This is a genomic window from Pseudonocardia sp. KRD291 (genome assembly GCF_019263595.1).
Classification (GTDB): Bacteria; Actinomycetota; Actinomycetes; order Mycobacteriales; family Pseudonocardiaceae; genus Pseudonocardia.
The window spans coordinates 1-18566 of sequence record NZ_JADQDD010000021.1; the positions used below are offsets into that span (position 1 = coordinate 1).

Here is an 18566-nt window from a genome sequence, read left to right on the forward strand (position 1 = left end):
GCCACCGTTCACACCGACGTTGCCGGTGTCGAGCGCGGCCGCCACCCGGTGTGCGCGGGCGAGATCGCGGGTGAACACGTAGCCGGCCAGCCCGTAGTCGGAGTCGTTGGCGATCGCGACCGCCTCGTCCTCGTCGTCGAATCCCAGGACACCCACGACGGGCCCGAATACCTCCTCCCGCGCCAACTCACCCGAGTTGTCCGGGAGCGCGACGACGGTCGGTGCGATGAAGTAGCCCCCGGCGAGATCGCCCCCGACCCGCTCACCTCCGGTGACGATGCCTCCGTAGCCGCGAGAACGCTCGACCATCCCGAGGATCCGGTCCAGCGCGGCCTGGTTGATGACCGGGCCCATCCCCACCCCCTCGGCGAACGGGTCACCCTGCCGCACACCGGCCAGCGCGGTGGCGAGCTTGTCCACGAACTCCTCGCGCACCGAGGAGTGCACCAGCAGCCGCGAGCCCAGGGTGCAGACCTGACCGGAGTTCGCGGTCATCGACAGGGCGGAGGTGACGGCCCGGTCGACGTCCGCGTCGCCGAACACGACACTCGCCGACTTGCCGCCGAGCTCGAACACGCACGGGGTCAGGCGCTCCGCCGCCGCGGCGGCGATGTGGCGGGCCGTCGCGGGGCTGCCGGTAAAGGTGATCTTGGAGATTCCCGGATGCGCGACCAGCGCCCGCGACGCCTCGACGCCGGCGGTGACGACGTTGAGCACGCCGGGCGGGAGCCCCGCCTCGAGCGCGAGCTCGGTGGCCCGGATCGCACCGAACGGCGCGAGCTCAGAGGGCTTGGCGACGACGGTGCACCCGGCGGCGAGCGGGGCACCGATCGTCATCCCGAACGCCCCGGTCGATCCGTTCCAGGTGGCCAGCGCGGCCACCACTCCGACCGGCTCGACCGCGGTGTACTCCAGCACGCCACGCACCGAGAGCGGGCTGGTCTCACCGTGCAGACGGTCGGCCCAGCCGGCCGCCTCCTCGACCCAGTCGGCGCCCCAGTGCACCGCGTAGGGCGTGTGCGTGACCGGACCGCCCATCTCCAGGGACGCGATCGTGGCGAGCTCGTCGACGTGTTCGCGGAGCAGGTCGGCGAAGCGCACGAGCACCCGCCGCCGCTCGACCGGGTCCCAGCGGCTCCACCGCGGCAGCGCGGCGCGGGCGGCCGCGACAGCCTGGTCGATCTCCGCCGGCCCGGCCATCGGGATCGCGGCCTGGACCAGTCCGGTAGCCGGGTTGACGTGCTCGTAGGTACCACCGGATGCGACGTCGGGGTGGGCGTCGCCGATGACGAGCCGGGTGGGCAGGACCGACGAGCGGTCGATGGTGCCGGTCATGTGCGCTCCTGGTGCCGGGATGAACGATGCGGGGGGCGGTGACGATTCAGGCGGGCGGCTCGGTCGAGAAGAGCGCGACGCTGCTCAGCTCGGAGATCGGCCCGCCGGCGACCAGGCACACACGCGCGTCCGGCACCGGGTTGTACGACTCCCCGCGCAGCTGACGCACGGCCTCCACCGCGTTGCCCATCCCGTGCAGGAAGCCCTCGGCGAGGTCGCCGCCACTGGTGTTGATCGGCAACGAACCGGACGGCGCGATGAGGTTCTCGAAGGTGAGCACCTCCCCCGCCGTGTCAGCGGTACAGAAGCCGAGGTCGATCAGCGCGGAGACGGGCGGCCCGGTGAAGTTCACGTAGAGCTGCACGACGTCGACATCGGCCGCGGTGAGGCCGGTGCGCTTCCAGACCCGGTGCGCGGGCGCGGCCTGCGACGACGCGGCGTACGGCTCGTGGTTCTCGTCGAGCTCACCCCACCGTGGCCCGAGCGCACCGTAGGCGGACCCGAGCAGGTGCACCGGCGTCGAGGTGAGGTCCCGAGCGCGCTCCGCCGAGGTGAAGATGATCGCCGCGGCGGCGTCGTTCTCCCGAGAGGAGTCGAAGAGCCGGACCGGCTCGGCGATCAGCCGGGCATCATCGTAGGCCTCGTCGGTCAGCCGCACGTCGCGACCGACGGCGTGCGGGGTGCGGCCGGCGTGGTGGTAGCTGGCCTGCGCGACCGCCTTGAGAGCGCTCGCCGGGACGCCGTCGGCCTCCAGGAGACGCTGGGTCCGCAGGCCGAGCGCCTGCGCAGGGGCGTCGATCCCGTGCGCGCGATACTGGACGCCGAACACGCCCTGGATCACCGCAGAGCTGAGCCGGCCGCTGGTGGACTCGGCCGTGGCGCGGTAGACCACGACGGTCTCCGCCTGACCGGACAGGATCGCCGCCTCGGCCTGGGCGATCGCGCCGGCACTCCCCCCGCCACCGCCGCCCCAGACGAGGCTGCTCCAGCGCAGCTCCCTGGTCCCGAGGGGACCGGTGAGCCGCGGCCCGTCCTGCTGGTCGGCGCCGTAGGAGACGAACCCGTCGATGTCGGCGGGGTCGATCCCCGCCATCGCCGCGGCGTCGTCGATCGCCATGAGCAGCAGCTTGCGCTCGGCGTGCGGCGAGGTGCCTCGCTTGTAGTACGGCGTGGTCCCGTAGCCGACCGCCGCCACCCCCCGCGGGGTCACGCCGCCGCCCGCGCGTCGATCGACCAGGTCAGCACCGGCAGATCCGCGGTACGCGGCGACGCCGGCCGGAACTCGCCCGTCAGCGGCGCACCGATGCGAATACCGTCCTCGTCGCCGGTGAGCAGGCCCATGATCCGGGCGTTGCCGGCCTGCGGCAGCTCGACCAGGACGTTGACGTAGGGGACGAGGTCGGCATAGGCGGCCACGAACGGTAGGTGGCTGCGGATCCACGAGTAGACACGGCCCACCGGCTCGACCCGCTCCCAGCGGAACTCGTAGCCGCCGCATGCCGGACAACGCCAGTCCGCGGGCCAGCTCCATCGCTCGCACCGCTGGCAGCGCTGGATTCGCAGCTCACCGGCACCGAGCCCGTCCCAGTACGGACTGTCGACCCTCCCCTCGAAGGGGTGGACCTCGTCCCGTTCGTTCGTCATTGTCAGCCTCGTCGACGTCGGTCCCCGCGCTCGCTCGCGCGAGCCTGACCCATGAAAGATTATAAAGCTTTGTAGGTCAAGGAGCATCGGAGGGCGGCGTGGCTCGCAGCCGCGGCCGGCGTGCAAGACACGGCTACAGCTGGCCTCCCGCGGCGACGACCTGGGTCGCACCGGTGATGTAGCGCCCGCTGTCCGCGACCAGGTCCAGGGCCGCCTCCCTCGGAGTTGTCACGCGGTTCCACCGCGGCGACCGGGAGCCGGTTCAGCGTGCGCGCGGCCTTCTCGAAGTCCGCGCGCACAGGGCGTTTCACCGCGCACTACAGCGCGGCGCCGGTCCTCGTGTAGCTGAACCGACACGACGGGTTGCTCAGGTCCAGGCAGCGGCCGCACTTCCTCAGTTTGGTAACACGCTGCCGTACGGCCGGCCGCAATGTGCAGGCACGGCCAGGACCATTCCGAGGATGGCCTACATCCTGAGGGGCGGGTGCGAGATGCCTATGTGTACACACCGGATTGAGCGTGGGTATCCAATGACTTCAGAGGCCGAGACTGCGGCTGATGATCTCGCGCTGGATCTCGTTGGTGCCACCGTAGATCGGCGGAGCGAGCGCCTTCCGGACCTGGGCTTCCATTCCGAACTCGCGGGCGTAGCCATATCCGCCCATGAGCTGCATGGCCTCGAGGGCGGTGTTCTTAGCCGCCTCGGTACATCGGATCTTGGCCGTCGAGCTGTCGCGGGAAAGGCCACCCTCGTCACCGGCGTCGAGGCGGTCCGCGACGTCGTAGAGAAAGGTGCGGCAGAGCGCAATTTCGGTCGCGAGGTCCGCCATCCGGTGCCGGACCGCCTGGAAGCTGCCGATGGTGCGGCCGAACTGCTGGCGTTGCGTCACGTAGGCGAGCACGTCGTCGAACGACCGCTGCGCGGACCCGAGGCTCGACGCCGCGATGATGAGCCGTTCCACTCCGAGACCGCGGTTCAACTGCTGCCAGGCTCGGCCCACGGTGCCGACGACGGCCGAGACCGGAACACGGACCTGCGTGAAGTAGAGGTCGTTGACGGTGCGCCCGTACATCGTGTCGATCGCGCGGATTTCCAGGCCCGGCGCATCGGCCGGAACCATCAGTAGCGTCAACCCCTCGTGCTTGCTGCTACTCGAGTCGGTGCGTACCAGGACGAGGATGTGGTTGGCCAGGTGCGCCGCCGTCGTCCAGGTCTTTTGCCCGTCGAGCACGAAGTCGTCGCCGTCGAGGTCGGCAGCCATCCGGGCCGACGCAAGGTCTGATCCGGCGCCCGGCTCGCTCAGCGCGATTGCTTCGAAGTTGCCCGCGCAAATGGATTCGACGACGATCCGCTTCTGCTCGTCGTTTCCCCAGTGCAAGTAGGTCTGCACAGCGGTCAGCCCGGTCCCGTACGCCGTGGTCGGGGCAAGTCCGCGCGCGGTCTCTTCGAGGAACAGGCACTCGTCGACGAACGTGCCACCCTGCCCGCCGTACTCGGCGGGCAGCGAGATACCGAGCCAGCCGAGTTCGGCCAGGCGTCGGAGCAACGCTGGACTGTCCGCGAGCGTGCCGCCTTCGGTGAGCTCGGCACGTTGTTGGGGCGTTCCGCACTCCTTGGCACAGAAGGCTCGCACCGACTCGACAAAGTTTTGTTGCTCAGCAGAGAATCGCATGTCCGGCCGGCCTCAGTGGGTGCGGTAGGGGGAGGACTCGGGCACGCGCTTCTCGTTGAACGCCGCGATGCCCTCCTGGGCCTCGGCGGACTCACCGAAAAGCTTCAGCCCCGAATAGGTCATCTGCTCGGTCCCGGAAAAGTGTTCGGTGTCGGAGTTGAACGACTGCTTGAGCACCTTGAGCGCCTTGAGCGCGGTCGGGGATAGCGTGCGCCCCTTCTGGTCGCCGCCGGTGCAGAACGCCTTCTCGCCTGCGCCGGTCAGGGCAACGACGCCGGCCTCGTCGTCAGCCCAGGCGAGCTCGAACGCGTGGACCAGCTCGTCGACGGTCTGGGCGCGGAATGCGTCGTAGCGGTCCGGTCGGTTGATGGTGATCCAGGCCAGGCCGTTGTCGACCTCGTAGGTGGTGTCGCTGAACTCCTCAGGCTTCATGACCTGATCCCCTTCGCAGCTAGAGAGCCCGTCGCACAGTGTGGGCAGGCCCATATATCCAGGCCGACGAACAAGCGTTCGCGCCACCGGTGGCGCGCCAGCACCGGCAGCCGCCGGACAGACACTCCTGACTCTGATTCGGTCAGACCATTGAATCAGACGACCATACTAGCTACTATCGAGACGTACCACACAACCGCCCGGGTCACGGAGTTCTCAGCGATCACCGATCGAGACCTGCCACGCGATGGTGATCGAGGCGCCTCGTGAAGACGCCGTGCACCCTCCGGAGGTCGACGACGAGGGCGGACGTGATGCCGACCGAGCTGACGAAGAGGTCCCCGCATGCTCACCGAGTCCTACTGGCCTGCTGAGGCGGGCGAGATCCGCGACATCACGGTCTGCGAGACCATCCGCCACGCGGCGGACACCGTTCCCGACCGCATCGCGCTCGTGGACTGCCTCGTGGATCCGGCGGCACGCCGGTCCTGGACATACGCCGAGTTCCGCGCCGACATAGAGCGCACGGCTCGCGCTCTGCTGACGAGGTTCACCCCCGGCGACCGGGTCGCGGTGTGGGCTCCCAACAGCGCCGAATGGGTCATCATCCAGCAGGGCGCTGCTCTCGCCGGCATGGTGCTCGTCGCGCTGAACCCGGCGTATCGGGCCCGCGAGGTGGAGTTTGTGTTGCGGCAGTCCGGTTCGGTCGTCCTCTTTTGTGTGGACTCCTACCGCGACTTCGCGATGCGGGATCTCGTAGAGGACCTGCGGCCGGGCCTGCCGGGCCTGCGTGAGGTGATCTCACTGGCCGAGTGGGAGGAGTTCCTCGACCAAGGAGACCCGGCGAGGGCCCTGCCCGCGACCGAGCCGACCGACTTGCTCCAGATCCAGTACACCTCTGGGACCACCGGGTTTCCCAAGGGCGCGATGCTGCACCACAAGGGGCTGGTCAACGAGGCGACATTCGTCGCCGAACGGGCCGGGTTCGACGACGGGGACGTCTACATCAACGCGATGCCGATGTACCACATCGGCGGCGGTGCGGTGACGTCGTTCGGCGCGTGGGCGAAGCGCGGCACGTTCGTGATCCTGCCCGGATTCGAGCCGGGCCACGTACTAGAAGCATACGAGACCTTCCGCGGTACCCATGGGCTGCTCGTGCCGACGATGCTGATCGCGATGCTCGATCACCCGGACCGCCCCCGGCGTGACCTGTCCAGCATGAAGACGGTCCTCAGCGGTGCCGCCGCCGTGCCCGCCTCACTGGTGCGGCGAACCAGTGAGCTCTTCGACTGCCGGTTCAGCATCCTGTTCGGACAGACCGAGACCCATGGCGTGATCAGCCAGACACGCCTCACCGACGAGGCCGAGGACCAGGCGAACACCGTCGGCCGGCCTTTGCCCCAGCTCGAGGTCTCGCTCATCGATCCGGCGACCGGCGATCGGGTGGGGATCGGCGAACCGGGCGAGATCTGCTGTCGCGGGTACCAGAACATGGTCGGCTACTACGGCCTGCCCGACGAGACGGCTGCCACCGTGGACGCCGAGGGCTGGCTGCACATGGGTGACATCGGCACGATGGACGAGCGGGGCTATCTTGCGATCACCGGCCGGGTCAAAGACATGATCATCCGAGGCGGGATGAACTTGTACCCCGCCGAGATCGAGGGGGCGTTGACCGACCACCCGGCGATCGAGACCGCCGCGGTCATCGGCGTCCCGGACGAACAGTGGGGTGAGCAGGTCGGCGCCATCCTCCGCCTGAGGTCCGGGCACGACCGGCCGTCGGTGGACGAGCTGACGAGGTTCCTGCGCGGGCACATAGCCCCACACAAGACTCCTGTGTTCTGGGCTTTCCGCGACGACATGCCCATGACCCCATCGGGCAAGATCCAGAAGTTCGTCCTTCGCGAAGAAGTGCTCAAGGGCCTGCTGACGTTCGATGAGACCCGGTCGAGGGGCGAGTCCGGCACTCCAGATCAGGCCCTGGAGGTCTGACCCACGAGCAGCCCCGGCTCGGCCCAGTCCGGCTCGAGGACAGCAGAGGTGTGGAGACGGTGCCCGGCAACCGTCTCCACACCCGGATACCGCACCGCGGATCACACAAGGGCTGACAAGCCGGGCAAGGACAATGCAGCGGTGCGCTCCGACGCGCCTGATCACCTTGGACGCCGCGGTTCGTGCCTACGGCATGCGCGGTCACGCCCTTGGCCTGCGGGTCCGGGCGCACGGCGGACGCGACACCGTCGTCGAGGATGCCGTGCACGAGCACGTTCACCGCGCGCAGGTTGGGCAAGTCGAACACCTCGGCCAGGATCAGCATGGTCAGCTTCAGCCAGGTAGTCACGGCACACGGCGTCTACGTCGCCGGACTCCACGATCTCCCGGGTCGCGTCGATCCGATCACCGTAGAAGCCGGAGCAATGCGGTCGGGATCGTGCGCCCGGTCATGCTGTAACCCGGTCGGCCGGAGCGTCGGCCATGGCCGACAGGATGCGGTCGGTCGCGGCCTCGAGTTCCTCGGGGCCGAGCCCCCAGGGCGGGCCGCAGAGGTTCAGGTGATCGAACGTGTCCGCGTGTGTCGCGGCCCGGGTGCGGAGCTCGTCGGGACGGCAGGCGATCCCGATCGTGTCGACCGCCTCGTCCGGAACGGCCGCGACCAAGGCGGCCGCGTCCCGATCCTTGGCCGCCGCGCGGATCCGCTGCTGGGCGCCGTCCCAGCCGTGCAGCGCAAACAGCTTGTCGTAGACGCGGGACGCCGCATACTGCCCGATCGCGAAGGCGATGCGGTGGCGGGCGGCCTCCTCGTCGTTGTCTACGGCGCACATCCGCATGCCCTTCACGACAAAATCGTCGCCGGACCGTTCGGTGTCGGAGAACCCGCGGGCCAGCTCCGGTCGGATCACCTCGTTCAGGTAGGCCGGCGTGGTCATCGGGTGACAGACGAGCCCGTCCGCAACACGACCTGCGGCGCGGACCATCCGCGGCCCGACTCCAGCCGTCCAGATCGGAAGGTGCTCACGCACCGGAGCCGGCGTCGCCGTCGTGGGCTCGAGGTGCAGGCGATAGAAGCGGCCGTCGTGGTGCACCGGTCCCTCGTGCAACCGCCACAGCTTGCGGAGGACGGTGACCAGCTCTTCCATCCGCACAGCCGGCGCAGACGGGTCGACATCGAGCCAATTGCGCATCATTCCGGCCGTACCGTTGCCCAGACCCAGCACGATCCGCCCGTTGGACAACTCGTCGAGATCCCGAGCCTCGGCGGCCCAGATCAGCGGAGATCGGCCTGCACCGTAGGCGATGTCCGAGCCGATCTTGATCCGGTCGGTCGCCGCGGACAGAATCGCCATCGGCACCGTGGCGGACCGGCTGTAGAGTTCCCCGGTCCAGACCGCGCCGAATCCGACCTCCTCGGCGCGCTGCGCGAGGTCCGCCGCCGCGCGGAAGCGTCGCGGGCCGCGCCCGCCGGTGAAGATCGTGAGCCCGAACCTGCTCAAACCGCTGTCCTCGCGCATCGTCGCGCCTCCGTCTCTCCGAACTCGATCGTGTGCTGCTGGCCGAACTTCGGCGCCCGTTTCTCCAGGAACGCGGTCAGCCCTCGTGCGATCCGTGACCGGGACCCGGGACGCGGCGACACGCCGGATGAGCCGGCATGTCCACACGTACGCCGCGGACGACTGAGGTCCTCACCCCGGACCGGCGGTCCGCATCAGCGACGACTGCGGTCGTAAGGGACGAAGTCGGGGCCGAACAGCTCGCGCGCGATGATGATCTTTTGGATCTGCGCGGTGCCGTCGGCTATCTCCACGGCCAGGACGTCGCGCATCCGCTGCTCGAACGGGAACTCGGCGGAGTAGCCGAAGTTGCCGTGCAGCAGTAGGCAGTCGTGCACCGCCTTGCTGGCCTCCTGCGGGCCGTACCACTTGGTCATCGCCGCGAGCGCGGTGTGCGGCTTGCCCACCGATCGGCGCCAGAGGGTCGAGTAGCACAGCAGCCGGGCGGCCTCCAGCTGCGTGGCGTGCTCGGCGAGCACGAACGACGCGCCCTCGAAGCGAGACAGCGGAGCGCCGAACGCTCGTCGGCTGCGCAGGTACTCGGCAGTCTCATCGACCGATGCCTGAGCACATCCGATCCCGGTCAGGGCCAGCAGCGGCCGCGTGAAGTCGAATCCCCCCAGCACGCTGCGAAAGGCCGCGCCCTCCGCGCCGACCAGGGCCGACGCGGGAACGCGCACCCCGTCGAGGTGCAGGACGCCGCGGCCCATCGGAAGCCATCCGGTGTCCGCTATCGGAGCTTTCCCGATGTCCGGCAGATCCAGCGGGACGAGGAAGGTCGACACCCCGACCGATGTGCCGTCACGCACGGTGTTGGCGACGAGCAGGATCGCGTCGGAGTGGGCGAGCATAGTGACCGACGTCTTCTCCCCACGGATCACGTAGTCGTCGCCGTCCACGGTAGCGGTTGTGCGGATGGCCGTGACGTCGGAGCCGGCGTCCGGTTCCGTCAGGCCGAGCGCCACGTAGGCCTGGCCCGTGACGAGCGGTTCCAACCACTGCTCGCGCAAATCGGGTCCGGCGTGGCGGGCGATCAGCGAAGTCATCAGGAAGACGGGGATGACCGCGTTTGCCAGGTTGAAGTCCGCGTAGGCGAGCTCCTCCACGACAAGTCCGGCCGCCACGTAGTCCTCGACACCCTGCGGGTTGCGCTCTGGACCGGCAAGCATTCCGAGCACCCCGAGCCCGGCGATCGCCCGGTGCTCGGCCCAGGGGAAACTCTCGGACTTGGCGCGCTCGAGATAGCCCGGCGCGAGCTCGGTACGGGCGAACTTGCGCACGACGTCCCGGAACGCCGCCTGGTCCTCGGACGGATCGAACTCCATAGTGCGTACCTTTCGACGTCTCGTGCGTCAGCCGGTTCGATGGCCGGGATCGACCGCCATTCCGCGATAGATGACGAGGGTGATGCCGTTGATGGCGCTCTCGGTGGAGAAATCACCTTCGCCCCGGAGATAGGCCCACGCCTGGTGCTCGATCGCGCCGAAGATCATGTCTCGCAGCAGTTCCACGGAGACGTCGTCGCGGAAGTCTCCGCAGGCGACGGCGTCGCGCAACACCTGGCTGACGACACCGGTGAAGCGCCGGTTGAGCTGCTGGATCGTGCTCGACCGGAACTCCGGATCGGGACGGAGCTCGTTGAGGATGTAGCGGGTCAGCGTCGGCTCACGGCGCACCACCTCGACGGCATAGCGCACGACGTACCGCAGTTGTTCGTAGGTGCCCTTCTGCTGGGTGACACCGGGCTCGAGGGCGACGAGGATCTCGTCGAACCACGTCTCGGCGACCCGGACGAGCAGCTCGCGCTTGGTGGGAAAGTACCGGTAGACGGTGGCCTCGGAGACGCCGCACCGACGCGCCACCTCCGCCGGCAGGAACCGCTCGTAGCCGACCTCGGCGAGCAACTCGCGCGATGCGGTGACGAGCTCCGCGATGCGCTCGTCGGGTCGCAGCCGGGCGCGGGTCATGCCACCGAGATCCCGCCGTTGACGCTGATCACCTGACCGGTGATCCGCGCGGAGTCCGGCCCGGCCAGGAACGCGATCAATGCGGCCAGGTCGTCGGCCTCGGTCAGGCCGAGGTGGGCCTGCGTCTTGGCCTTCTCGAACAGCTTTTTCGAGAAGCCCCCGCTCATCGCCCGCTCCCCCGTGATCGTGCCCTCGATCAGCGAGGGCGTCACCGCGTTGACCCGAATGCCGTCGCGCTTGGCTTCGACGGCCAGGGTCCGGGTGAACGTGACGATCGCGGCCATCGCGGAGCCGATCACGACCTCCCCGGGCGTCGGCACCTTGGCCGCGTCCGACGCGATGTTGACGATCGAACCGGAGCCCTGCTCGGCGAGGCAGGGGAGCACCGCCCGGCACATGTGCATCGGTGCCAGCGCCTGGTCGGTGAGCATCGCGCCGATCTCTTCGACCGGGACGTCACGGAACAGGCCGGGAACATAGAAAGCGGTCGTGGAGTTGACCAACACATCGACCCCACCGAGCAGGTCCCGGGCCGAGGTGGACGCGGCGACCGCCTGAGCCGGATCGTTCGCGTCACCGGCCACGAAGTGCACGTCGCAGGCGGGTGCTGCTGCGCGGACCGCGGCGCAGGCCTCCTTGCCGCGTTCGGCATTGCGCCCGATCAGTGCGATCCGGGTGTCACCGGCCGCGGCGAGACGATGCGCGGTGGCCAGGCCGACTCCCGACGTTCCCCCCGTGATGATCACAGCCCGGCCCGCGTGGTCCCCGCTCATCGAGGTCCTCCCATGGTCAGAGTCAGGTCACATGTGTTGCACGATCGCGCGGGCTCCCGTGCGTCCGTTGTGGTCTCTCCCGCGCCGACGGCAGCCCGTCCGGCTCCGTCGCGGGCGAGCAGCGCCGCACCGTAGGCGCCGATGATCTGTGGCGACTCCGGAACCGTGACCTCGGCCTGCATTCCCTCGGCCAAGAAGTGCGCGGCGGCCGCGTTCCGGGCCACCCCACCGGTCATCACGATCGGCGATCGACGCCCGACCTGCGCGATCAGCCCAACCGTGCGGGTCGCGACGGCGCGGTGCACCGAGGCGGCGATGTCTTCGCGGCGCTCGCCCTGCGCCAGCATCGAGATCAACTCGGTCTCTGCGAACGTGGCGCACATGCTCGAGACCTCGAGATCCTTGTCGCCCTGCAGCGCCAGGCCGGCCAGTTCGTCGATCTCGCACTCGATGGCCCGGGCCAGCACCTCGAAGAACCGGCCGGTGCCGCTGGCGCACCGGTCGTTCATCGCGAAATTGTCCACGATGCCCTCGTCGTCGAGGGCGATCGCCTTGCTGTCCTGCCCCCCGATGTCGACCACCAAGCGGGTTCCGGGGCACATCGCCGCGGCGCCACGGCCGTGACAGGTGATCTCGGTGAACGTGCGATCGATGTCTTCCACGAGTCGCCGGCCGTAGCCGGTGGCGATCGACGCCGTCACGTCGCCCCGATGGAGCCCGGCGGTGTCCAGTGCCGTCGTCATGGCCTGGGCACAACCCTTGCGGCTCACCGCGCCCATCTGGACGACCTCGGCCGCCTCGATAGCTCCTCCCTCGTCCAGGACGACGACCTTTGCCGTGGTCGAGCCGAGGTCGACGCCCAGATAGTGGGCGGTCATACTCGGGCCCGGCGTACATCAATCCCCTCGAGCATCGCCTCCAGCCTGCTCTCCAGGACCTCGTCCTTATAGAACGACGCGTCGGCGATGTCACCCTCGAAGAACAGCGTCGCCAGGCCCTTCTCCTGCGCGCCCTTGGCGACGATCCGCTGCGGGTTGGTGAACGCCCGGCAGGTACGCGTCGAGTGGAAGACGATGCCGTCGACGTTGTAGAAGTCGCAGTCGCGAAGAACCAACTCCTCGATCGTCTTCGTGGAGTGGTTCATCGGGCAGAGCAGGTTGTTCTGTGCTTGTCCCAGCAGGACGTCGCCCTCGGGGTCGATCAGCTGGGGCTCCTGCCAGAACGCGTGGTGGGTGTACCGCCCGGCCACCACCGCGACGTCGTGCGCGGCGAACTTGCGCGACAGCAGGCCCAGGTGGTTCCAGTTCATGAACCCGTCGAAGTACACCCGGTACCGCTCGCTGGTGACCGATCCGACGCCGTCAGCGACACGCTGCTTCACCTCCGCCAGAACCGCCGTGTAGAAGTCCACCAGGTCCTGGTTCGCGGGCAGGAAGTTGATGTGTGCGACGTTGCCGATCCAGTCCCAGAACGTCGCCGGCGCCGGCAGGTGCCGGCACAACTTCATGGCCTCCTGCCGCAGCTCCGAGGCCTTCTTGATGTAGGCCATGTTCTGCCGGTAGGCGTCCCAATCGAACGGCTTCCCGGTGATCGACTCCAGGAACGGGACGAGCTCGCGCAGCTGGTCGGCGACATAGTGCGACGACCGTTCCCACTCCTCACCGACCATGTAGCCCTCGCCAGGATGGTTGCTCCAGAAGAACGGCATCGAGACGTTGAAGATCGGCACGTCCTTGCCGAACACACGGAACGAGATGTCGTCCCACTGCTGGCCCGTGCTGCATCCGGCGTAGGCGTTGACGAACACGTCCGGAGTCGGCAGCCGGCTGGCCAGCTCCTCCTGCTCCGGCAGCCCCACCATCCCCGGCCCGTTGGCCGACCCGGCCGAGCGCTTCTGGCTCAGCACGGCGGCCCCGAGGTGGGTGCGGGCGTAGGAGCACAGCTCCCCGACATAGCCGTACTCGGAGCCCGCGAGCTGCGCCGGACCCTCCAGATGCTGGGCTGCCAGCCGGGCGGAGAACGCCTCCCCGTGACACCACGCCATCCCGGCGGCCTGAAAGATCGGGTTGAGGGCCGAGCCGTTGTACCAGACCACCTTCTGCCCGCGTTCGCGCGCGAGAAACACATCTTCCCAGTAGTCGGCGACCATCTTGCCGCCAGCCTTGTTGATCGCCAGACGGTTGAGCTTGTCGGTCGCAGCGGCGGTCATCGGGTCACCTCCAGTGTGCGGTGCGGCGGGGTGGAGCGATGGATGCGCTCCAGGAGAGCCTCGACCCGGGTCTGCACGGTCTCCACCGGCAGCCCCTCGTGCTCGGTCTCGAGCAACAGGTGCGGGATGCCCTGCTCGTTCAGACGCTTGCGCAGCTCCGGGTAATACAGCATGTGCGGCTCACAGAACCGCACCATCAACACGATCACGCCCTGCGCGCCCGATGCCTCCACGACCCGCACCAGTTCGTCTTCCCAATCGCTCTCGTGCTTGACCCGTGTGGGACAGGGCAGCGTCGCGTCCCGGTCCAGATACCGCTGGGCCAGTGCTTCGACCGGATCCCCGCCCTCGGGGACGTCCGTGGTGATGTACCGGGTGCCGGTGAACAGGTCGTCATCGACGACGATGGCCCCGCACTCCTCGATCGCAGCCAGCAGTTCCGGCCGCGGGGCGTGACAGAGGTGCCCGGACAGGTGCAGCCGAACGCGATCGTCACGCGGCACCTCTGCCAGACCGTCGACAACCTGGCGCAACAAGGCGCTGTGCTCCTCCTTGTCCATGACCATCGAGGACTTCACCAGAGCCTGCATCTGTCCTGAGGTCAGCGCTGCGTTGCCGGCTCGCCGAGCTGCGAAGACCTCGCGCAGAAGAGCGCGGTTCTTGTTGAAGATCGCGATCGACCGAGCCAGCGCCGCGTCAGTGACCGGCTCCCCACCAGACGACTCATCTCCTCGATGAAGGACTGCATCATCGAGCATGCCTTCTCGGGGGTCCACTTGTCCGTCAACGACGTGGGCAGCTGACCGAAGTACACCGGAGTATCCGGCACCTCTGATCGGACGACGTCGACTGCACCCAGCAGCTGGGTGCAGTGGTCGGCGAGGAAGAAGCCGTCGTAGCCGTTCAGCATGCCCTTGGCGGCCTGGTCGGCGATATTGCGGGTGTAGCCGCAGTAGAACTCGGCCAGCAGATTGCGTCCCAGGCTGTCCGGCTCGCGGTTCTCCTGGAGCAGTACCGGAAGCGCACCACCGGCGTGCACGATCTCCGCAGGACAGTTCATCGGGAAGGCCCCCAGAGCCTTACGCCCGGTTGCCTGCTTCCAGCGCGCCACATACGCGTCCGGATCGTCCGCGACCACGGTCAACTCGGCGAGAGCGTCCGCAGCGGAGGCAGAACGTTCGCTCATGAGCAGCCCTTTCGACGCACGGTTCGTCATCACGAGCGACGGTAGCTGAGTCAGACTCAGTAGACAAGACCCAGCTGAGTCCTACTCAGTAGGACAGCGGGACCGAACCGGTTGGGGCGCGCTCCCGTCCGGCACCGCTCGAGGCACCGGCGCCGGGCTGCCCCGGAGCAGGACTGGACGCGGTTCGGGGCGCGCCGAGCAACCAGTCCAACGTGGATCCGACGGCCCTACGGTCACGCAGACACGCCGGACGCTTCTCCACACGCTCTCGGCTCAGTCGCTGCGCCCGTCCGCCGTCCAACCCGGTCCGTCGAGCTGCTCGATCTCCCGGTCCGGGTGCAGCCCCGGTACTCCGACCCGAATCCTGCCGACCTCGGTGAACGTCGTGAAGAAGATGGTCGTGAGGTCGGACCCGCCGAAGCAGAAGTTGGTCACCGGGACCCGTGGTAGCTCCAGCGTGGCCAGATGCGTGCCGTCGGGCGCGATGACCCAGATCCCGCCCGGGCCGGTGCACCAGATGTTGCCGAGTGCGTCGAGTTTCATTCCGTCCGGATGACCGGGCCGGTCGGCCGGCATCGTGATGACGGTCCGGTCGGAGTCCAGGTCGAGGCGGGCGCCCGCGACACTCCACGAGTCGACCGAGAAGGCCCGGACGTGCATCCGGTTCGTGTCGTTGATGTAGAGCGTCTGCTCGTCCGGAGAGAACGCCAGCCCGTTGGGCATGTTGAAGTCCCGGGTGACCAGGTTGATCCGGCTCAGGTCGGGAGCGACCCGGTAGACCCCGGCGAAGTCGAGATCGGTGTCGACCTCGAAGGTCAGCGGGTCGGTGAACCAGATCGACCCGTCCGACCGCACCACGACATCGTTCGGACGGTTGAGCGCCAGTCCTCGGTAGTTGTCGGCGACGACGGTGACCGAGCCGTCCGCTTCCTCCCTGCTCACTCGTCGGGTGGCGTGCTCACACGACACCAGCCTGCCCTGCCGATCCCGGGTGGAGCCGTTGGCGTCGTGCGTTCCGGTGCGGGCCACCGTTACCCCGCCCACCTCGGTCCACCGGTAGCGAACGGCGTTGCCGCTGTCGTTGAAGCTCAGGGCTTGCTGATCCGGCAGCCAGACGGGCCCCTCTGCCACGCCGAGCATCGCTCCGCCCTCGGCGAAGGCCCCGTAACCGGACCCGAGCCACTCGACCTCGGCTCCCGCCTGGAGCAGCTGCCCGTCCACCGTGCTCGTCATCGAGCCGTCCTCTCGTCGATCCCTGCGGTCGTACCCGGCAAGGCGAAGCAAGGCACGCGGATACAACGCTAAGACCTCGGCCTACGGCTAACAAGTGATTGTTCGCCCACTGCCGGCGGCTGACCACCCGGGTCCGTGACAGGATGGAATCCACAGTTGAGAGAGGGGGTCGGCCGGAGTGGCGACCACACGCGGTGAACGGCGCGCCCGCGGCTCAGGCCCGGTCTCCGCCGAACAGATCGAAGAGCAGGCGATCCTGCTCTTCGCGGAGAAGACCTACCCGGTGATCGGCATGCGGGACATCGGCGACGCGGTCGGCCTGCTGCCCGGCAGTCTCTACGTGCACATCAGTGGGAAGGAGGACCTCCTGCTGCGCATCGTCGAGAAAGGCATTCAGAACTATCTGGACGCCATCGGCCCCGCCGCTGACGCCCGCGGAACGGCCGGGGACAGGCTGCGGGCCGCCTTCACCGCGCATTTCGAGGTGCTGAGCCGTAGCCGTGAACAGACCCGGGTCGCCTTCTTCCAATGGGGTTACCTGTCCCCGGAGAAGCAGGGCCGCGTGATCGCCATGCGACAGCGGTACGAGGACCTCTTCGTCGACATCGTGCGGGACGGCGTCCGCACCGGCGAGTTCCGCCAGCTACGGAGTCCCCGCGTGACCGTGCTCGCCTTCATCGGCATGCTGAACAACGCCACCGAGTGGTTCCGGCCGGACGGTCGACTCTCGGCGGTCGAGGTCGCCGACGAGGTCGCCGACGCCGCGCTGAAGGGCATCCAGGCCTGACCGGCAAGGGTTGACCGGCGCGGTCGCCCTAGATAATCCTACGAACAACTATTTGTTCGGAGGTATCTTGGCCGTCCCACAGCACACGACGCCCACCGAAGCGGAAGGCGCCCACCGGCTCGCGGCCGATACGCGGCTGCTCCGCGGCACGGGGCCGGGCTTCGGCCCGCTCGTCTCCCGCTTCCCCGAGGGTCAGCGCACTCTCCTCCATGTGCTGCGCGCCCAGGCCGAGGACGTCCCGGACCGGGACTGGCTGGTGTTCGACGGGAAGGACCGGCTGACCTTCCGGGAGGCGGACGACCGTTCGCGCCGGGTCGCCGCCGCCCTTGTCGCCCGCGGCGTCGCCGGTGGGCGGGTCGCCCTGCTGCTCCGGAACCAGATCGAGTTCATGCCGCTGTTCCTGGGCACCCTCGCCGCGGGCGGGGTGGCCGCGCCGATGAACCCCGAGCTGCGCGGCCGACTGCTGGCTCTGCTCCTGCAACGTTGCGACCCCGAGGTGCTCGCGGTCCGCACCGACCTGCTCCCCCGGCTCGAGGAGCTGCCCTCACTGGGCGACGTACAGCTCGTCGTCGCCTGCGGCGAGGGAGATGTGCCGACGGACGTACACGGCGTGCCGGTGGTCGCGTTCGCCGACATGGTGACGGCGTACCCGGCGGCGGCCGCCCCGCAGACTCTTCCCCGACCTTCCGATCTCGCGGTCCTCATGTTCACCTCGGGCACCAGCGGTGGATCGAAGGCGGCCATGTGGCCGCACCACTATCTCTATCTCGCCTCCGCGGCCGCCTCCGACACGCTCGGGCACACACCCGAGGACGTGCTGAGCACCCCGCTGCAGATGTGCCACATCGCCGGGCTCCAGGTCTTCGCCAACTCGGCCCTGCACGTCGGGTGCACGGCTCACCTGAAGAGCAGTTTCTCGGCCCGGACGTGGTGGCATGAGATCGCCGACGACGGCGCGACGTTCGCCATGCTGATGGGCCAGATGGCCGCAATGATCCTGGAGGCCGTCCCCGAGGCTCCGGACCACCGGCTCTCGCACGTCTACGTCCTCCCCCAGCCGCTGGGCCGGGTGGAGTTCGAGCGCCGCTACCGGACCAGCGTGATCTGGCAGGGGTGGGGGATGACCGAGATCTTCCCGCACCTCCCGCGCAAGCAGCGGATCGAGGACGTCCCCCCGGACACGATCGGACCGGCACCGTCCTGGGTCGACCACGGGGTCGTGGACGAGTCCGACCGAATGCTCGCACCCGGCGAGCTGGGTGAGCTGGTCTATCGGCCGCTGATTCCCGATGCGATGGCCCGGGGCTACTTCGAGGACCCCGAGACGACCAACCACGCCTTCCGCAACTTCATGTTCCACACCGGGGACCTGGGTTACTACGACTCCGACGGCCGAGTGCACTTCGTCATGCGCAACCAGGACGGCATCCGGCGACGGGGGGAGAACATCTCGGCCGTCGAGCTCGAGAACATCGTGCTCGGCCACCCCGCGGTGACCGACGCTGCCGCCTACGCCGTGCCCGCCGAGATGGGCGAGCACGAGGTCAAGCTGGATCTCGTCGTGCGGGACGGGACCGAGCTCGACGACCTGCACGCGTGGTTGCGCGACCAGCTCCCCCGGTTCATGGTCCCCCGCTACCTCGAGTCCCGCGGGGAACTTCCGCGGACACCCAGCCAGCGGGTGGAGAAGTACAAGCTCGCAGCCGACGGGGTGGATCGGCCGGCCGTGCGGGAGTACGACCTCCGGCGACGATGACCGGGTGCGGGGGCAGC

16 protein-coding genes and 1 pseudogene are annotated in these 18566 nt (G+C 68.6%); 3 read left to right on the forward strand and 14 right to left on the reverse strand.

Annotation, left to right across the window (positions count from 1 at the left end; all coding sequences use genetic code 11):
- The 5 genes from I4I78_RS05440 to I4I78_RS05460 all read right to left on the reverse strand — a co-directional run.
- The coding region (locus I4I78_RS05440; protein WP_218610080.1) for an aldehyde dehydrogenase at positions 1 to 1335 on the reverse strand (1335 nt) is incomplete at its 3' end.
- A 46-nt stretch (positions 1336 to 1381) separates the two neighbouring features.
- Complete coding sequence (locus I4I78_RS05445) at positions 1382 to 2545, reverse strand: transporter (protein WP_218610081.1); 1164 nt, start codon at positions 2543 to 2545, stop codon at positions 1382 to 1384.
- Complete coding sequence (locus tag I4I78_RS05450; RefSeq protein ID WP_218610082.1) at positions 2542 to 2979, reverse strand: Zn-ribbon domain-containing OB-fold protein; 438 nt, start codon at positions 2977 to 2979, stop codon at positions 2542 to 2544. Before I4I78_RS05450 ends, I4I78_RS05445 begins: the two co-directional genes overlap by 4 nt.
- A 536-nt stretch (positions 2980 to 3515) precedes the next feature.
- Positions 3516 to 4652, reverse strand: a complete 1137-nt coding sequence (locus I4I78_RS05455) for an acyl-CoA dehydrogenase family protein (RefSeq protein WP_218610083.1) — start codon at positions 4650 to 4652, stop codon at positions 3516 to 3518.
- 12 nt (positions 4653 to 4664) lie between these two features.
- Positions 4665 to 5084 carry an enoyl-CoA hydratase-related protein gene (locus I4I78_RS05460; RefSeq protein WP_218610084.1) on the reverse strand — a complete coding sequence of 140 codons (420 nt, stop codon included), beginning with the start codon at positions 5082 to 5084 and terminating at the stop codon, positions 4665 to 4667.
- Positions 5085 to 5429: 345 nt separating this feature from the next.
- On the opposite strand from I4I78_RS05460, the gene I4I78_RS05465 reads away from it, so the two are divergent.
- Positions 5430 to 7082: an AMP-binding protein gene (locus I4I78_RS05465; RefSeq protein WP_218610085.1), complete on the forward strand. Its 1653-nt coding sequence runs from the start codon at positions 5430 to 5432 to the stop codon at positions 7080 to 7082.
- 161 nt (positions 7083 to 7243) lie between these two features.
- Here I4I78_RS05465 and I4I78_RS34180 read toward each other — a convergent pair whose 3' ends face one another.
- From I4I78_RS34180 to I4I78_RS05510, 9 genes and pseudogenes are all read right to left on the reverse strand, one after another.
- Positions 7244 to 7462 (reverse strand): hypothetical protein, encoded by a 219-nt coding sequence (locus I4I78_RS34180; RefSeq protein WP_374225843.1) that lies wholly within the window; start codon positions 7460 to 7462, stop codon positions 7244 to 7246.
- Positions 7463 to 7531: 69 nt separating this feature from the next.
- Entirely contained in the window at positions 7532 to 8599 is a 1068-nt protein-coding gene (locus tag I4I78_RS05475; RefSeq protein WP_218610086.1) for an LLM class flavin-dependent oxidoreductase, read from the reverse strand.
- A 194-nt stretch (positions 8600 to 8793) separates the two neighbouring features.
- Entirely contained in the window at positions 8794 to 9963 is a 1170-nt protein-coding gene (locus tag I4I78_RS05480) for an acyl-CoA dehydrogenase family protein (RefSeq protein WP_218610087.1), read from the reverse strand.
- 27 nt (positions 9964 to 9990) lie between these two features.
- The gene (locus tag I4I78_RS05485) at positions 9991 to 10605 is read right to left on the reverse strand and encodes a TetR/AcrR family transcriptional regulator (protein ID WP_218610088.1); all 615 of its coding nucleotides are present in this window, start codon (positions 10603 to 10605) and stop codon (positions 9991 to 9993) included.
- A complete protein-coding gene (locus I4I78_RS05490; protein ID WP_218610089.1) occupies positions 10602 to 11378 on the reverse strand; it encodes an SDR family NAD(P)-dependent oxidoreductase in 777 nt (258 codons plus the stop codon). The genes I4I78_RS05485 and I4I78_RS05490 overlap by 4 nt, the downstream gene beginning before the upstream one ends.
- Positions 11375 to 12256, reverse strand: coding sequence for an acyl-CoA dehydratase activase (locus I4I78_RS05495; RefSeq protein ID WP_218610090.1), 882 nt, complete (start codon positions 12254 to 12256; stop codon positions 11375 to 11377). The genes I4I78_RS05490 and I4I78_RS05495 overlap by 4 nt, the downstream gene beginning before the upstream one ends.
- A complete protein-coding gene (locus I4I78_RS05500) occupies positions 12253 to 13587 on the reverse strand; it encodes a 2-hydroxyacyl-CoA dehydratase subunit D (protein ID WP_218610091.1) in 1335 nt (444 codons plus the stop codon). Before I4I78_RS05500 ends, I4I78_RS05495 begins: the two co-directional genes overlap by 4 nt.
- Positions 13584 to 14803: pseudogene (locus tag I4I78_RS34185) on the reverse strand (2-hydroxyacyl-CoA dehydratase subunit D). The gene I4I78_RS05500 and the pseudogene I4I78_RS34185 overlap by 4 nt, the downstream one beginning before the upstream one ends.
- Positions 14804 to 15046: 243 nt before the next feature.
- A complete protein-coding gene (locus tag I4I78_RS05510; RefSeq protein ID WP_218610093.1) occupies positions 15047 to 16006 on the reverse strand; it encodes an SMP-30/gluconolactonase/LRE family protein in 960 nt (319 codons plus the stop codon).
- A 178-nt stretch (positions 16007 to 16184) separates the two neighbouring features.
- Here I4I78_RS05510 and I4I78_RS05515 point away from each other — a divergent pair, with 178 nt between their 5' ends.
- Both I4I78_RS05515 and I4I78_RS05520 read left to right on the forward strand, forming a co-directional pair.
- Positions 16185 to 16793 carry a TetR/AcrR family transcriptional regulator gene (locus I4I78_RS05515; RefSeq protein ID WP_218610094.1) on the forward strand — a complete coding sequence of 203 codons (609 nt, stop codon included), beginning with the start codon at positions 16185 to 16187 and terminating at the stop codon, positions 16791 to 16793.
- Between the two features lie 211 nt (positions 16794 to 17004).
- Positions 17005 to 18549 carry an AMP-binding protein gene (locus tag I4I78_RS05520; protein ID WP_218610095.1) on the forward strand — a complete coding sequence of 515 codons (1545 nt, stop codon included), beginning with the start codon at positions 17005 to 17007 and terminating at the stop codon, positions 18547 to 18549.
- The last annotated feature ends 17 nt before the right edge of the window (positions 18550 to 18566 follow it).

What these genes read in the sequence shown, in the direction of transcription:
- I4I78_RS05475 (WP_218610086.1), bottom strand. Translation starts at nt 8,599, where the DNA reads ATGCGCGAGGACAGCGGTTTGAGCAGGTTCGGGCTCACGATCTTCACC.
- I4I78_RS05460 (WP_218610084.1), bottom strand. Translation starts at nt 5,084, where the DNA reads ATGAAGCCTGAGGAGTTCAGCGACACCACCTACGAGGTCGACAACGGC.
- I4I78_RS05510 (WP_218610093.1), bottom strand. Translation starts at nt 16,006, where the DNA reads ATGACGAGCACGGTGGACGGGCAGCTGCTCCAGGCGGGAGCCGAGGTC.
- I4I78_RS05490 (WP_218610089.1), bottom strand. Translation starts at nt 11,378, where the DNA reads ATGAGCGGGGACCACGCGGGCCGGGCTGTGATCATCACGGGGGGAACG.
- I4I78_RS05465 (WP_218610085.1), top strand. Translation starts at nt 5,430, where the DNA reads ATGCTCACCGAGTCCTACTGGCCTGCTGAGGCGGGCGAGATCCGCGAC.
- I4I78_RS05480 (WP_218610087.1), bottom strand. Translation starts at nt 9,963, where the DNA reads ATGGAGTTCGATCCGTCCGAGGACCAGGCGGCGTTCCGGGACGTCGTG.
- I4I78_RS05455 (WP_218610083.1), bottom strand. Translation starts at nt 4,652, where the DNA reads ATGCGATTCTCTGCTGAGCAACAAAACTTTGTCGAGTCGGTGCGAGCC.
- I4I78_RS05500 (WP_218610091.1), bottom strand. Translation starts at nt 13,587, where the DNA reads ATGACCGCCGCTGCGACCGACAAGCTCAACCGTCTGGCGATCAACAAG.
- I4I78_RS05495 (WP_218610090.1), bottom strand. Translation starts at nt 12,256, where the DNA reads ATGACCGCCCACTATCTGGGCGTCGACCTCGGCTCGACCACGGCAAAG.
- I4I78_RS05485 (WP_218610088.1), bottom strand. Translation starts at nt 10,605, where the DNA reads ATGACCCGCGCCCGGCTGCGACCCGACGAGCGCATCGCGGAGCTCGTC.
- I4I78_RS05450 (WP_218610082.1), bottom strand. Translation starts at nt 2,979, where the DNA reads ATGACGAACGAACGGGACGAGGTCCACCCCTTCGAGGGGAGGGTCGAC.